Annotated in this window: 16 protein-coding genes; 11 read left to right on the plus strand and 5 right to left on the minus strand. The window is 65.8% G+C overall.

What is annotated here, in order from left to right; translation table 11 throughout:
- The first annotated feature begins 192 nt into the window (after nt 1-192).
- Entirely contained in the window at nt 193-1212 is a 1020-nt protein-coding gene (locus B5D62_RS11985; RefSeq protein WP_419188782.1) for a TRAP transporter substrate-binding protein, read from the plus strand.
- Between the two features lie 18 nt (nt 1213-1230).
- Complete coding sequence (locus B5D62_RS11990; protein WP_085934094.1) at nt 1231-3063, plus strand: TRAP transporter large permease; 1833 nt, start codon at nt 1231-1233, stop codon at nt 3061-3063.
- A gap of 3 nt (nt 3064-3066) precedes the next feature.
- Here the strand turns inward: B5D62_RS11990 and B5D62_RS11995 are convergent, their stop codons facing one another.
- Both B5D62_RS11995 and B5D62_RS12000 read right to left on the minus strand, forming a co-directional pair.
- On the minus strand, nt 3067-3603 hold the full coding sequence (locus B5D62_RS11995) for a hypothetical protein (RefSeq protein WP_085934095.1): 537 nt from the start codon (nt 3601-3603) through the stop codon (nt 3067-3069).
- Nucleotides 3600-3842, minus strand: a complete 243-nt coding sequence (locus tag B5D62_RS12000) for a CDGSH iron-sulfur domain-containing protein (RefSeq protein ID WP_085934096.1) — start codon at nt 3840-3842, stop codon at nt 3600-3602. Before B5D62_RS12000 ends, B5D62_RS11995 begins: the two co-directional genes overlap by 4 nt.
- Before the next feature lie 136 nt (nt 3843-3978).
- On the opposite strand from B5D62_RS12000, the gene ispH reads away from it, so the two are divergent.
- From ispH to rnhA, 3 genes are read left to right on the plus strand one after another with little or no spacing between them, the layout of a single operon-like run.
- Nucleotides 3979-4929, plus strand: coding sequence for a 4-hydroxy-3-methylbut-2-enyl diphosphate reductase (ispH, locus tag B5D62_RS12005; RefSeq protein WP_085934097.1), 951 nt, complete (start codon nt 3979-3981; stop codon nt 4927-4929).
- On the plus strand, nt 4929-5888 hold the full coding sequence (locus B5D62_RS12010) for a homoserine kinase (RefSeq protein ID WP_085934736.1): 960 nt from the start codon (nt 4929-4931) through the stop codon (nt 5886-5888). The genes ispH and B5D62_RS12010 overlap by 1 nt, the downstream gene beginning before the upstream one ends.
- Nucleotides 5885-6349, plus strand: coding sequence for a ribonuclease HI (gene rnhA, locus B5D62_RS12015; protein WP_085934098.1), 465 nt, complete (start codon nt 5885-5887; stop codon nt 6347-6349). The genes B5D62_RS12010 and rnhA overlap by 4 nt, the downstream gene beginning before the upstream one ends.
- Before the next feature lie 15 nt (nt 6350-6364).
- Here the strand turns inward: rnhA and B5D62_RS12020 are convergent, their stop codons facing one another.
- Nucleotides 6365-7021: a hypothetical protein gene (locus B5D62_RS12020; RefSeq protein ID WP_085934099.1), complete on the minus strand. Its 657-nt coding sequence runs from the start codon at nt 7019-7021 to the stop codon at nt 6365-6367.
- Nucleotides 7022-7055: 34 nt separating this feature from the next.
- Nucleotides 7056-7754, minus strand: coding sequence for a tetratricopeptide repeat protein (locus B5D62_RS12025; protein WP_139373853.1), 699 nt, complete (start codon nt 7752-7754; stop codon nt 7056-7058).
- Nucleotides 7755-7913: 159 nt separating this feature from the next.
- On the opposite strand from B5D62_RS12025, the gene B5D62_RS12030 reads away from it, so the two are divergent.
- Nucleotides 7914-8786: an SDR family oxidoreductase gene (locus tag B5D62_RS12030; protein ID WP_085934101.1), complete on the plus strand. Its 873-nt coding sequence runs from the start codon at nt 7914-7916 to the stop codon at nt 8784-8786.
- 17 nt (nt 8787-8803) lie between these two features.
- Here the strand turns inward: B5D62_RS12030 and B5D62_RS12035 are convergent, their stop codons facing one another.
- Nucleotides 8804-9559 carry an alpha/beta hydrolase gene (locus tag B5D62_RS12035; RefSeq protein WP_085934102.1) on the minus strand — a complete coding sequence of 252 codons (756 nt, stop codon included), beginning with the start codon at nt 9557-9559 and terminating at the stop codon, nt 8804-8806.
- Nucleotides 9560-9600: 41 nt separating this feature from the next.
- Between B5D62_RS12035 and B5D62_RS12040 the strand changes: the two genes are divergently transcribed.
- The 5 genes from B5D62_RS12040 to B5D62_RS12060 all read left to right on the plus strand — a co-directional run bounded on the left by B5D62_RS12040 (nt 9601) and on the right by B5D62_RS12060 (nt 14934).
- On the plus strand, nt 9601-10728 hold the full coding sequence (locus B5D62_RS12040; RefSeq protein ID WP_085934103.1) for a glycosyltransferase: 1128 nt from the start codon (nt 9601-9603) through the stop codon (nt 10726-10728).
- A gap of 14 nt (nt 10729-10742) precedes the next feature.
- The gene (locus B5D62_RS12045; protein WP_085934104.1) at nt 10743-11198 is read left to right on the plus strand and encodes a hypothetical protein; all 456 of its coding nucleotides are present in this window, start codon (nt 10743-10745) and stop codon (nt 11196-11198) included.
- A 210-nt stretch (nt 11199-11408) separates the two neighbouring features.
- A complete protein-coding gene (gene thrS / locus B5D62_RS12050; RefSeq protein WP_085934105.1) occupies nt 11409-13352 on the plus strand; it encodes a threonine--tRNA ligase in 1944 nt (647 codons plus the stop codon).
- Between the two features lie 59 nt (nt 13353-13411).
- Complete coding sequence (infC, locus tag B5D62_RS12055; RefSeq protein ID WP_085934106.1) at nt 13412-13948, plus strand: translation initiation factor IF-3; 537 nt, start codon at nt 13412-13414, stop codon at nt 13946-13948.
- 17 nt (nt 13949-13965) lie between these two features.
- Nucleotides 13966-14934, plus strand: coding sequence for an alpha/beta hydrolase (locus B5D62_RS12060; protein WP_139373854.1), 969 nt, complete (start codon nt 13966-13968; stop codon nt 14932-14934).
- Nucleotides 14935-14946 lie beyond the last annotated feature (12 nt).

The raw sequence follows: 14946 nt of genomic DNA on the forward strand, positions 1-14946 counted from the left end.
AAAACCCCGTCGCGATGGAGCGTCGAGGCCGAACTCAAGTCAAGCGAGCCATCGCAGGGCGGACCTGCAAAATTTCTCGGAGCTGGGGCGCGGCATGCGGGCCGTTGCATTGCCGGCGGGCATCGGAGATATGTGCATCCACACGAACAACGACGGGCAATAGACCCGCTTCGGGAGTAAACGACGATGACGATCCGCTTGCCGCGCCGACGCCTTCTTGCCACCACGCTTGCCGGCGCCGCCGCGGTCCCGCTGGTGGCGATCCGCACCCGGCCCGCCAATGCCGCCGAGTTCAGCTACAAATACGCCAACAACTCGCCGGTGACGCATCCGCTGACCATCCGCACCACGGAAGCGGCGGCCCGCATCAAGGAGAAGACCGGCGGCCAAGTCGAGATCCAGGTGTTCCCCAACAACCAGCTCGGCTCCGACACCGACATGCTGAGCCAGCTGCGCTCGGGCGCGCTGGAGTTCTTCACCCTGTCGGGTCTGATCCTGTCGACGCTGGTTCCAGTCGCCTCCATCAACGGCGTGGGCTTCGCCTTCAAGGATTACGGCCAAGTGTGGCCGACCATGGACGGCGCGCTGGGCACGCTGGTGCGCGGCGAGATCGCCAAGCGCGGTCTCTACGCCTTCGCCAAGATGTACGACAACGGCTATCGCCAGATCACGAGCTCGACCAAGCCGATCAAGACGCCCGAGGACCTCTCCGGCTTCAAGATCCGTGTGCCGGCCAGCCCGCTCTGGACCAGCCTGTTCAAGGCCTTCGGCGCTTCGCCCACCACGATCAACTTCAATGAGGTCTATTCGGCGCTGCAGACCCACGTCGTCGACGGCCAGGAGAACCCGCTGGCCCTGATCGACACCGCCAAGCTCTACGAGGTCCAGAAGTACGTCGCCATCACCAACCACATGTGGGACGGCTTCTGGTTCCTGGCCAACAAGCGCGCCTTCGAGGCGATGCCGCAGAAGCTGCGGGACATCGTCGAGGCCGAGTTCAACGCCTCGGCGCTGGCCGAGCGCGAGGACCTCGCCAAGATGAACAACACCGTGGCCGACACGCTGAAGGCCAAGGGACTGCAGTTCGTCGATACCGACGCCACAGCGTTCCGCGCCGCCCTGAAGAAGGCGGGCTTCTACGAGGAGTGGAAGGGCAAGTTCGGCCCCGAAGCCTGGGGCACGCTGGAGAAGGCGGTCGGAAGCCTGGCCTGATCGCCACGGTGTCGCGGCGTGGCTGAACAACAGGGCGTGATCGGCAGGATCGAGACGGTCCTGCGCATCGCCGTGGAATTGCCCACGGCGGCGCTGGTGCTGGTCGAGATCTTCGTGCTGCTGGCCGGTGTCGTCAGCCGCTTCGTGTTTCATCACCCGTTCGTCTGGAGCGACGAGCTCGCCTCGATCCTGTTCCTGTGGCTGGCCATGCTGGGCGCCGTCGTCGCCCTGCAACGCATGCAGCACATGCGGCTCACCGCCGTGGTGAGTCGCCTGCGCCCGGTGCGCCGCGACCTCGCCGAGGTCCTCGCTGTTGCGGTGCCGGCGCTGTTCCTCGCCATCCTGCTGCCGGTCGCCTGCGACTATGCGCTGGAGGAATACGAGATCGTCACGCCGGCGCTCGGCTGGTCCAACATCGTGCGTGCCGGCGCCATTCCGGTCGGCACGGCGCTGATGCTGCTGTCCTGCCTGCTGCGGCTGGTGCGATTCCGCCTCGGGTCGCTGATCGCCGTGGCCGCGGCCCTTGCCGCCCTGGCCCTCGGCCTCCATTTCGCCCAGCCGCTCCTCAAGGCCATCGGCAACTGGAACCTCGTCTTCTTTTTCGTCGTGCTGCTGGCAGCGGGCGTGCTGCTGGGCGTGCCGATCGGCTTCGCCTTCGGCACCGCGACGCTGGTGTTCCTGATGTGCGTGACGCGCGTACCGCTCACCATCGTCGTCTCGCGCATGGACGAGGGCATGAGCGGCCTGGTGCTGCTGGCGGTGCCGCTGTTCGTCTTCCTCGGCCTGCTGATCGACATGACCGGCATGGCCCGCGCCATGGTGGCCTTCCTCGCCGGCCTGCTCGGCCATGTCCGCGGCGGGCTCTATTACGTGCTGCTGGGCGCCATGTATCTGGTATCGGGCATCTCCGGCGCCAAGGCGGCCGACATGGCGGCGGTGGCCCCGGTGCTGTTCCCCGAGATGAAGCGGCGTGGTTCCAACGACGGCGAGATGGTCTCCATCCTGTCCGCGTCAGGTGCCATGAGCGAGACGATCCCGCCCAGCCTGGTGCTGATCACGATCGGCTCCGTGACCGGCGTATCGATCGCCGCGCTCTTCACCGGCGGACTGCTGCCCGGCTTCGTGCTAGCGGTGGCCCTGGGCGTCGTCGCCTGGTGGCGCTCGCGTCACGAGGCGGTCGGCGAGCGCGCCAGCCGCCAGGAGATCCTGCGGGCCTTGGTCGTGGCGCTGCCGTCCCTGCTGCTGCCCTTCGTGATCCGTTCGGCCGTGGTCGAAGGCGTGGCGACGGCAACCGAGGTATCGACGATCGGCATCGCCTACGCGACTGTCATGGGATTGTTCGTCTATCGCCGCTTCGACTGGCGCCGCCTCTATCCGATGCTGCTGGAGACGGCGAGCCTCTCCGGCGCCATCCTGCTCATCATCGGCACCGCCACGGCCATGGCCTGGGCGCTGACGCAATCGGGCTTCTCGCGCGATCTCGCCCTGGCGATGGCCAAGGTGCCGGGCGGTGGCTTCGGCTTCCTGCTGATCTCGATCGTGGCGTTCGTGGTGCTGGGCAGCGTGCTGGAGGGCATTCCGGCCATCGTGCTGTTCGGCCCGCTGCTCTTCCCCATGGCCCGCGCCGCGCATGTGAACGAAGTCCACTATGCGATGGTCGTCATCCTGGCGATGGGCGTGGGCCTGTTCGCGCCGCCGCTCGGCGTCGGCTACTACGCCGCCTGCGCCATCGGGCAGGTATCGCCCGATGCCGGCATGAAGCGGATCTGGCCCTATCTCGGGGCGCTCCTGGTCGGCTTGCTGGCCGTCGCCGCGATCCCGTGGCTCTCCACGGGATTCCTCAAGACCTGACCGTCAGCGCTGCCCGCTACGACGGTTGTATTCCAGCTCCTGCATCGTCGGCTTCAGACCCACCGCGATCTGGTAGCTGATGACGTCGGACGGCTTGGAAAAGGGCAAGGTCAGCGTCAGCTCCTCGCGCGACGTCTTGGCCGGTCCCGATGGAGTCAACGGGAAGTCGGCGTTGAATTCCTGCCCCTGCAGGACACGGCCGTTGCCATCGAGCACGCGCACGAAATACGGAACGCTTGTCGTTCCCGAGCTTACCGCCGGCCCGGGCGTGACGGCCACACGGACGACGAGATTGACGTTCATCTGGCCCTTGCCCAGCGAGCAGCCGGTGGCTGCGCCGGTCATCTCCGCCTGGAACATGATGTCGCGCGGATCGCCGGCCGAACCGGGCTTGAAGCGCGTCAGGTTCTGGGCGTCCTGTACCTGGAAGGGACGTGGACAATAGTCGGCCGCCATCTGCTCCTTTTCAGAAGGACCGCAGCCGCCAAGGGCCAGTGCCGCCACGAGCGGCACCAGCGGAACGAACCTGGGACCGATCATGCCAGGGTCTTATGCGAGCCGTCACACATCGGCTTCTTGCTAGAATGCTTGCAGGCGCAGAGCCAGTGATCGCCCGACTTCTCGGCGGTGAACTTCATCGGCGCCATGCCGCTGCCCTTGTGGGCACCGTCGCAGAACGGCTGGTTCTTGCTCATGCCGCAGGCACACCACCAGTAATCCTTGCCCGCCTCGAGCGTCACTTTGTTCGGTGCCTTGGCCGCGACAACCGGCTGCGTCATGTTGCTTTCCCCGCTGCGGCGGCTTTGTTACGGTGCCGCGCAAATCCGTTCGGGAGAGTCTAGGCAATGGGCTGCGGACCCGCAAGCGAGTGCGTCCGCATACAGCGCGACTGTTTCTTATGACCAGCATCTTTTCATGATCCACGCGAAGAAGCCGCTCACCATTGTGCTGGCCCGTCCCCGTGGCTTCTGTGCCGGCGTCGAGCGAGCGGTGCAAATAGTGGAGCGTGCAATCGAGCGTTATGGCCGGCCGGTCTATGTCCGCCATGAGATCGTGCACAATCGCTTCGTCGTCGAGACGCTCGAGGCCAAGGGAGCTGTGTTCGTCGAGGAACTCGATGAGGTGCCCGGCGATCGTCCAGTCGTTTTTTCCGCGCATGGCGTACCCAAGGTGGTGCCAGCGGAAGCCGCCCGCCGCAATCTCCTCTATCTCGACGCGACTTGCCCCCTCGTCTCCAAGGTTCATCGCGAGACCGAGCGCCACCACGAAGCCGGCCGCACCGTGATCCTGATCGGGCATTCCGGTCATCCCGAAGTCATCGGAACGATGGGGCAATTGCCAACCGGCGCCGTGCTGCTGGTCGAAGACGCGGCGCAGGCAGAGAGTGTCTGCGTTTCAGACCCGTTGAACCTTGCCTACGCCACCCAGACCACGCTGTCGGTCGACGAGACCGTCGACATCGTGAGAGCGCTCAAGCGACGCTTTCCCGCCATCCATGGCCCCAAGACGGAAGACATCTGCTACGCGACCACCAACCGGCAGTCGGCGGTCAAGGCGATCGCCGGAAAATGCGACACGCTCGTCGTGATCGGCGCACCCAACTCCTCCAATTCGAAGCGACTGGTCGAGGTTGCGGCCAACAACGGCTGTGCCAATGCCCGGCTGGTGCAGCGTGCCGCCGACATGGATTGGGAGTGGCTCGGCGACACCAGGCGGCTTGGCGTCACTGCCGGCGCCTCCGCGCCCGAACTGCTGGTCGAGGAGCTGATCGCGGCGTGCCGGCATCGCTACAAGGTGACGATCGAGGAGATGCGCACCAGCGAGGAAAGCGTGGTCTTCAAGCTGCCGCGCCAGCTGGTGGCTTGATGGCGGTCTATACAGAAGTCGGCGATGCCGAACTCGAAGCCTTCCTGGCAGACTACGATATCGGCGAGGCCGAGGCCTTCAAGGGCATCGCCGAAGGCGTCGAGAATTCGAACTTCCTGCTGACCACGACGCGGGGTCAGTACATCGTCACGCTCTACGAGAAGCGAGTCGATCCCAAGGACCTGCCCTTCTTCCTCGGGCTGATGGGCCATCTCGCGGCGCGCGGCATCAACTGCCCGCAGCCGATCCATGGCCGCGACGGCAAGGCGCTGCGCCAGCTGGCCGGCAAGCCCGCCGCCGTGACGAGCTTCCTGCATGGCATGTGGCCGCGCCGTATCGCCGTCAAGCACTGCGGCCCGGTCGGCGAGGCGCTGGCGCGTCTTCACCTCGCCGGCCGCGACTTCGAGCTGAAGCGGCCCAACGCCTTGTCCGTCGCTGACTGGCGTCCTTTGTTCGAGGCCAGCCGCGCCGATGCCGACTCCGTCGCCGAAGGCCTCGTCCGTGAACTGGATGCGGAGCTTGCCTTCCTCGAGGCCGAGTGGCCGCGGGATCTGCCGAGCGGCGTCATCCACGCCGATCTGTTCAACGACAACGTCTTCTTTCTCCACGACCGGCTTTCCGGCCTGATCGATTTCTACTTCGCGTGCAATGACGCCCTGGCCTACGACGTCGCCATCTGCCTCAACGCCTGGTGTTTCGAGCCCGATCGCTCCTTCAATACCACCAAGGCTCGGGCCCTCCTGCAGGCCTACGAGAAGGTACGTCCCCTCGAATCCGCCGAGCGCCAAGCCCTGCCGAGGCTGGCGCGCGGAGCGTCGCTGCGGTTTCTTCTGACGAGGCTGTACGACTGGATCCACACGCCGGCTACCGCCCTGGTCAAGCGCAAGGACCCGCTCGAATACCTTGCTTACCTGCGCTTCCACCGCAGTGCCTCCTCGCTCGCGAGCTACGGCCTATGACGGCGATGCCCCAAGTCGAGATCTTTTCGGATGGTGCCTGCAGCGGCAATCCGGGACCGGGCGGCTGGGCTGCCATCCTGCGCATGAGCGGACATGAACGCGAACTGTCCGGCGGCGAACCCACCACCACCAACAACCGGATGGAGCTGATGGGGGCAATCTCCGGATTGGAGGCCTTGAAGCGCCCCTGCGAGGTGAGGCTCTACACCGACAGCCGCTACGTCCTCGACGGCGCGACCAAGTGGATCCACGGCTGGAGGAAGAACGGCTGGCGCACAGCCGACAAGAAGCCGGTCAAGAATGTCGAGCTGTGGCAGCGGCTCGCAACCGCCTTGGCGCCGCACAAGGTCCACTGGGCCTGGGTCAAAGGTCACAGCGGTCACGTCGAGAACGATCGCGCCGATGAGCTGGCGCGGTCGGAGATCGACAAGATCCGGTCGGCCGGGCCCAACGCCGGCTAAGGTGGCGCCGAAAAGCTAAGTCCGCTTGGGCTGCGCCGGGACCGGCTTCTTCTCCGCGGGCGCCTTGTCGTAGACGAGGTCGAAGAACTCGCGCGTGCCGTCGCACGGATTGTCGCCTTCGCTCAACCGCCAGACATGCGACTTGCCGGACCTCTTGAAATGAAGCGCGCCACCAACCTTGCAGGCCGTGCCGTTCTGGATCTTCGCCACCCGGAAGGCGACTTCGCCGCGGATGGTGATGTTGTTGGCGCTGATGCGCTCGACGACGCCGTCGATCGAGGCATAGTCGCCCTCGGCCCCAGGCACGGTGCTGTCCACGCGGCCCTTCACGGTCCACACCGTCCCCTTCGTAACCGTGACCGCGCCCGGCTTCTCGCCCTTTGTCTTGGCATAGCGGCCCCACACGATCTTGTCGGCGCCGGCGAACATCTGCGCCTCGGCCTCGGAATCGACGACGGTGCGGGCGACCTTCGCCTGATCCTGAGCGAGCGGGGACGTCAGGTTGCTCACGGGAGCGCCCTGTTCGACCTTGGGCGCTTCAAGGGGCGGCGGCGCCGGATAATAGCTGGAGGGTGTCTGCGACTCCGCCGGCGGCTTTTGCGCGAAAACCTCGGGCGCGAAGACGGGACCGGCAACCAGCAGGGCGGCGAGGGGCAGGACAAGGCGTTTCATCGTTTCGGCTCTTACATGAGAGGCAAGGGAGACGCTACCGCTTCTGCCCGCCGGCGGCAGGCCGGCCGTTCGCCGCGGGCAAGCCGACGGGCTGCTCGCCCTGTAGACCTGCTTCGGCACGCTTGGCCGCTTCCGACCCCGGCGGGACCAGCTTCACGACTTTGGTGAAATCCGCCTGGGCCTTGGCGCGGTCGCCGCGGGCCGAATAGGTGAAGCCGCGTTCCAGCAGGGCGGCCGTGTTGTCCGGCGCTATCTTCAAGGCCACCTGCGCATCCGCGAGCGACCGCGCCAGATTGCCGGCATAGCGCCAGGCGGCCGATCGGAGCACCAGGATCTCGACGTCGTTCGGCCGCAGAATGAGCGCCTGATCGAAGTCCGATACCGCCCGCGGCCACTCGTTCGTCGTGGCGTAGCTCAGGGCGCGATCCACCCAGAGGTCGGCATCATCCTTCTTGAGATCGAGGGCGCGGCTTTGCGCCAATGCCGCCTTGTCGGCCTGCCCGGCCGCGATCCAGGCCTGCCCCGCCTGCGCCCACAGTTCGGCCCTCAGGCCCGGCCGTTGCTCGCCCATGTCACGGGCGATGGCCTCGAGCTGGTCGGCCGCGCGCGTGTACCGTCCGGCCTCGAAGGTGGCGATCGCCAGACAATGGCGGGCACCAAGACCGCCTCCCTTGTTCATCCAGCGCTCGGCCTGGGGCACCGCCCGCATCGGTTCGCTGCGCGCAAGCGACATGCACTCCGTATACTGACGCAGATTGTCGGGCGTCGGCGCAAAGATATCCAAATCCTGAGCGGCTGCAGGCCCCGTAGCCAAGCCTATCGCCACGCCGAATCCAAACAAGCGATGGAAGAACATGGTTGAAAAGAACCCCGCCGCGGCGATCCTGACAAGATGACAGGACGTCTTTTCGTCTTCGGTCTCGGTTTTGCCGGCCTTGAAATTGCCAAGCTTGCCTTGGCCAAGGGCTGGAGCATCACCGGAACCTGCACCACGCCGGAAAAGGCGGCGCGTCTGCGCGCCCGCGGCATCGAGGCCGTTGTCTTCGACGGCACGGCCGCCGCGCCCGCCGAGGCATTCGCGGGCGCAACGCACATTCTCTGTACGATCGCGCCCGGCACAACCGGTGATCCCGCCCTGCGCCTGTGCCGGGACTCGTTTCGCGACGCGCGCTGGCTGGGCTATCTGTCCACGACGGGAGTCTATGGCGATCGCGGCGGTGACTGGGTCGATGAGGCAACGCCGCCCGCTCCAACTCAGCGTCGCAGCATCGACCGGCTGGCAACCGAAGAGGCGTGGCAGGCACTCGGTACCAAACTTGGAGCGGCTACCGACATCTTTCGCCTTCCCGGAATCTACGGACCCGGGCGGAGCGCCATCGACCAGGTGCTGTCCGGCACCGCAAGACGGATCGACAAGCCGGGCCAGGTCTTCTCTCGGATCCACGTCGCCGATATCGCCACGGCCGTGCTTGCGGCGATGTCCCGGGGTGGACCGGGGGCGATCTACAATCTCGCCGACGATCTCCCGGCCTCGAGCGCCGAGGTGACCGCCTTCGCCTGCGAGCTGCTGGGCGTTCCGCGGCCGCCGCTTCTGCCGTGGGAACAGGTCGCTCCTACCATGAGCGCAATGGCCCGCTCCTTCTATGCGGAGAATCGGCGGGTTCGTAACGACCGTATGAAGCGCGAACTGGGCGTCGCTCTGCGCTATCCCACCTTTCGGGAAGGCCTGCAGGCAATCGCCGCGGAACTGCCCGCGCGGCCCTGACCTGGGAAGAAGGATCCTTAGTGTGCGAGCTCTTCGACAGTCGCCACGAGGCGAGCGAGGTCTGCCGGTGTACTGAGACGGTGATCGCCGCCCTTGATGAAGGTGGTAATCACCTCGGGCGCCTCGAGATGTTGCGCGATCTGCAGCGAATACTCCCACGGCACGTCGGGATCGCTCTGGCCATGCAGCAGCCGCACCGGACAGGGCAGCGCCAGCGGCTTGTCGAGGAGCAGATGACGGCGTCCTTCCTCGATCAGCTTCCAGGTGAAGACCGACGGTTCCGGTGAATATTGCGACGGCCGCTCGAGTCGGCCGTCTCGTTCGAGGCGGGCACGCTCCTCCGGCGACAGTCCCTTCAGCAGCATGCGCTCGGTGAAGTCCGGTGCAGCGGCAATAAGGACCAGGCCAGCCATGCGCTCGCGGCGCGCCTGCGCAGCCAGCAGCGACAGCCAGCCGCCCATGCTCGAGCCCACCAGGACGAGCTTGCCGGTCGTCAGCTGGTCGATCGCGGCCAGCGAGTCTTCGAGCCACCGGCCGATCGTCCCGTCCTCGAAGCGACCGGAAGACTGGCCGTGACCCAGATAATCGAAACGCAGATAGGCTTGTCCCGCTTTCCGCGCCCAGGCTTCGAGCGCCATTGCCTTGGTGCCTGTCATGTCGGAGCGAAAGCCTCCGAGGAAGACGACCGTCGGGCCCCTCCCCTCGGTCCTGGCGTAGGCAACAGTGTTTCCGTCCGGCCTGGAAAGCCGCAGAACGCTACCTTGGGTGCTCATCCCGTGTTACCTGCCATAGGGACGAGATCACCGCCACAACCATGCCTGCGCCCAAGCTCCTCCAAATCGTCCCCAGCCTTTCGGGCAGCATCGGGCGCGCCACTCTCGACACCGCGCAAGCCGTGATCGCCGCAGGTGGAACCGCCGTGGTGGCGTCACCCGGCGGAACCATGGTGGCAGATTTGTTGCGGTTGCGGGCGAGCCATCTCGAACTGCCGGCCGCCGGTCATCCGCTGTGGGCGCGGCTCAATCTTCCCGCTCGCCTCGCCGCCAGCGTACGCCAGCTCGACCTCGATCTGATCCATGCGCGCTCGCCCCTGACGGCGTGGATCGCCGGCGCCGTGGCCCGCCGCCTGAGAACGAAGTGGATCGCCACGCTGCATCAGCCCTTTCTCGCCTCCAACCTGCTCGCCTCCCACATCGAGCGCCAGCAGTTGCGAGCGGACGGGCTGATTGCCGTTTCCGAACATGTGGCGAGCGATCTGCGACATCGCCTGCCGGAGTCGAGCGATCGTCTTGATGTCATTCCGACCGGTGTGAACCTCCATCGCTTCGACCCCGCAGTCGTGAGGGCCGATCGTGTGATCAAACTCGCGGCCCAGCTCCGCGTACCTGACGGCGCCCATGTCGTGCTCTATCCGGGACGCTTCGTCCAAGATCGCGGCCAGAAGCTGCTCGTCGACGCCATCGGCAAGCTCGGCCGCGACGATGTGTTCTGTCTCTTTCTCGGATCGACCAGCACGCCGATGGCCTTGGAGAAGGATCTCGAACGGGCGATCGAAACAGCGGGCCTCAACGGGAAAGTGCAGATCGGGCCCTATGTCGATGATATGCCAGCGGCCTACATGTTGGCGGATGTGGTCGTGACTACCGGCGGCGCTCGACAGGGCTTCAGCCGTGTCATGATCGAGGCCCAGGCCATGGGCCGGCCAGTCGTCTGCGAGCAGGGCGGCGGCGCGGCCGAGGCGATCGTCGAAGGCATTACCGGCTGGACCGCCCCTGAAGGAGATCCGGCCGGATTCGCGGAAGCGATCGGCGCGGCTCTTTCCCTCTCCGTCGAACGCCGTGCCGAGCTTGCCCGTGCGGGACAGGACAATGTCCGGGCGCGCTACAGTCTCGCCGAAGCAAATATGCGACTTCTCCAGTTCTACGAGCGTTTGCGCCCCTGAGGAGGACTTCCGTCATGCGTCGTTTGCCCCAACTCCTCCTCGCCGTCGCCCTGATCGGCGGCAGCACCGCGTCCGCCCAGGTGGCCGGCCCACCGATGGGGGGATCGAACCAGTTCATCGGACCGCCCTCCGGTACAGTCCAGAGTTTCATCGGGACGTGGGCTCTGACCTGGGACGGCCCGCCGGATTCCGGCTGCCCCTGCCAAGGAAAGCTCGTGATCGCCGTCGACCAGGACGGCGCCGATCTCGACGGCCTGTGGCAGAAGAAGGGGGCGAACGCGTCGCTGTTCGGGCCTGTCTCCTATGACCAGAACGTCTGGGCCGGACGCTTCGCCCAGCCCGGCGACGATCTGGGCTACGGCGTCCAGGGCCATTTCCGGCTGGAGGTCGTCGACGACCAGACGCTGACCGGCTCCTACCAGCGCGAGGGCATGGCGATTCCCTTCGTCTGGAACGCCAAGCGCCTGTAGCGGAAGGCCGCCGTCAGACTTGACGAAAAGGGCGGCCAGAACTATTTCCGGGCGTTATGGACCGGATGTTTTTCCCCGCTCCGACGACACTGACCACCGTTCGAACTTGATTCGGCCGGGCGCGCGCCGTTGTGCCGCTTCCCGGCCTGCGTCTGCCGACGCGGGGCGTCGGCCGATCAATCGTGTTCGCATTCTTCTCAGGTGGTAATCATGATCAATATTTCCCTGCCCGACGGTTCGATCCGATCGTTCGACAAACCGGTGAGCGGCGCCGACATCGCCGCCTCGATCGGTCCCGGCCTGGCCAAGGCGGCGCTGGCCGTGCGCGTCGATGGCAAGATGAAGGACCTGTCCACGGTCGTGGACCACGATGCCAAGATCGGCATCGTCACGTCTCGAGACCCGGAGGCTCTGGAGCTCCTTCGGCACGATGCGGCGCATGTGCTGGCCCAGGCGGTCCAGGAACTCTACCCCGGGACGCAGATCACGTTCGGCCCGGCGACGGACGACGGCTTTTACTACGACTTCGTCCGCTCCGAGCCCTTCTCACCCGAGGACTTCGCCAAGATCGAGCAGCGCATGGCCGAGATCGTCGACCGCGATCTGCCCATCGTGCGCGAAGTCTGGGACCGCGCGGCGATCAAGGACTACTTCGCCAAGCACGGCGAGAGCTTCAAGTTCGAGTGGGTCGACGAGTTGCCGAAGGGCGAGGAGATTTCCGTCTACAAGCAGGGCGACTGGCTCGACATGTGCCTCGGCCCGCATCTGCCGTCGACGGGCAAGCTCGGCAAGGCCTTCAAGCTCACGAAGGTGTCGGGCGCCTATTGGCGTGGCGACGCCAGCAAGGCCCAGCTGCAGCGCGTCTATGGCACGGTGTTCTTCTCCGACAAGGAGCTGAAGGACTACCTGCGCCGCATCGAGGAAGCCGAGAAGCGTGACCACCGCCGACTCGGTCGCGAGATGAGCCTCTTCCACCAGCAGGAGGAAGCGGCCGGCATGGTGTTCTGGCACCCCAAGGGCTGGACGTTCTGGCGCACGCTCGAAGCCTATCTGCGCCGCAAGCTGGATGCCGGCGGATACCAGGAAGTGAAGACGCCCCAGCTGGTCGATCGCAAGCTGTGGGAGGATTCGGGCCACTGGGAGAAGTTCCGCGAGAACATGTATCTCAGCGAGAACGAGGAAGGGCTGCGCGACTTCATCGGCGATCCCGACAAGCGGATCTTCGCGCTCAAGCCGATGAACTGCCCCTGCCACGTGCAGATCTTCAACCAGGGTCTGCGCAGCTATCGCGAGCTGCCCTTGCGCATGGCCGAGTTCGGCTCCTGCCACCGCTTCGAACCGTCCGGTGCGCTACACGGCATCCTGCGCGTGCGCAACTTCACGCAGGACGATGCCCATATCTTCTGCAGCGAGGAGCAGATCGAGAGCGAGACGATCCGCTTCTGCAAGCTCCTGGGCGAGATCTACAAGGATCTGGGCTTCCCGGACTATTTCGTGAAGTTCTCCGATCGGCCACCGGTGCGCGCCGGGTCCGATGCGGTCTGGGACCAGGCTGAAGGAGCGCTGCGGTCGGCGTCGAAGGCCGCGGGCCTCGACCTCCAGCTCAATCCGGGCGAAGGCGCCTTTTACGGACCCAAGCTCGAGTTCGTGCTTCGCGATGCGATCGGCCGGGACTGGCAGTGCGGCACGCTACAGGTCGATTTCGTGCTCCCGGAGCGGCTCGACGCCAGCTACGTGGCGGAAGATGGCTCGCGCAAGCGGCCGGTGATGCTGCATCGCGCCATCTTCGGCAGCTTCGAGCGCATGATCGGCATTCTCATCGAGCATTATGCCGGTCGCTTCCCGTTGTGGCTGGCCCCGACGCAAGCGGTGGTGGTCACGATCGTGAACGACGCCGACAGCTATGCGAACGAAGTGGCCGAGCAGCTGCGGGCGGCCGGGCTGCGGGTCGATACCGACCTGCGCAACGAGAAGATCAACTACAAGGTCCGCGAGCATTCGCTGGCCCATGTGCCGCTGATCCTGGCCGTCGGCCGGCGCGACATGGAGAATCGGACGGTTGCGATCCGCCGTTTGGGCTCCGAGAAGCAGGAGGTCCTTGAACTCGGGGCCGCCGTCACTACACTTTCTACGGAGGCCCGGCCGCCCTTCTAGGGCGGCCGCGGCCTCGTTTTCCGCCCCGATCCGGGGCTTTAACGAGGGAGAAGGAAGCCATAGCTCGTCCTGCGCAACAAAGCGCGCCGACCCGTGATGGTCCGCGCGTCAACGGCGAAATCAGAGCGCCGCAAGTCCGACTGATCGACGAAAACGGCGATATGGTCGGCGTCGTCACGGCCCGCGAGGCGTTGGAAATGGCCGAGGAGGCCAGTCTCGACCTGATCGAGATCTCGCCCAACGCCGTGCCACCGGTCTGCAAGATCTCCGATTACGGCAAGTACAAGTACGAGGCGCAGAAGAAGGCGCACGATGCCCGTAAGCACCAGAAGGTGATCGAGGTCAAAGAGATCAAGATGCGGCCGAACATCGACGATCACGACTACGAAGTGAAGATGCGCGCCATGAAGCGGTTCATCGAGGAAGGCGACAAGGTGAAGGTCACCCTGCGCTTCCGCGGCCGCGAGATGGTCCATGCCGAACTCGGCCTGCAGGTGCTGAACCGCGTCCGTGGCGAGATGGACCCGCTCACCAAGATCGAATCCATGCCGCGCATGGAAGGTCGCCAGATGGTCATGGTGCTGGCTCCGAAGTGACGATACGGGCGGCGATATTGGCGGCGGCCCTCGCCGTCGCCTTCGCCGCGTATCCGGCAGAAGCGCAACTCGGTCCTGACGCCCAACGCAGCTACGAGGCCTTTCAAAGGCTCGCGCCTCAGCGTGCCTTCACCCTCGCAGCAGATGGCAAAGGCTACTGGTGGACCGGCGCGTCCGGCACCGACCCCGGAGCCGCCGTCGCTTCGGCGACCAAGCTGTGCGAGGAGCGCAGCAAGGGCAAGTGCACCCTCTACGCCGTCAACAATGTCGTTCTCGACGGCCGTGACTGGATGGCCGCCACCCCTTCGACACTGCCGGCGATCGGGCGGCTCAAACCGGCGCCCTACTGGATGAACAAGGGGCCGCAGGCCGCGGCGGGTCTCATCGTCTGGAGTCATGGTTATATGGAAGGCCACGACTCGACGGCCTCCGCTCCCCAGGGGCAGGTCGCCTACTTCACCCAGCAGGGCTACGATCTCTACCGTTTCGATCGCCAATGGATTCGCGACTGGCCGGGAGATGCGACCGACCTGGCGATGGCGGTGCAGCAGGCCAAGGCGATGGGATATCGACGTGTGATCCTGGCCGGCCAGTCGGCGGGCGCCTGGGTCTCACTCGCGGCAGCGGCGCGCGGTGCGCCCGTCGATGGCGTGATCTCCGTCTCCGCGGCCCATCATGGCCAGGTCAAGGACATGCGGGACATCAGCCGGGCGCGATCGGAGTGGCAACAGATCGTGAAGGCGATCAGACCGGGCCCGCGGCTGGTGGTCGTGAATTTCAAGGACGATACCTACGACGTCGGCGGGCGCATGGACGATGCCCGCACCGCGTTCGCCGCTTCCGGTGTCGATGCCGTCATCCTCGCCGATCCCGCCGGATTCAGTGGCCATGGCGCCGCCAACGGCCCGGCCTTCCCGCAGAAATACGGCGCCTGCATCAACAGCTTCATCGAGACCGGCGCACGCCAAGCACCCTGCGTTCCATGACAGCGGCCGCCC

It is taken from the genome of Enhydrobacter aerosaccus (genome assembly GCF_900167455.1).
Taxonomy (GTDB): domain Bacteria; phylum Pseudomonadota; class Alphaproteobacteria; order Reyranellales; family Reyranellaceae; genus Reyranella; species Reyranella aerosaccus.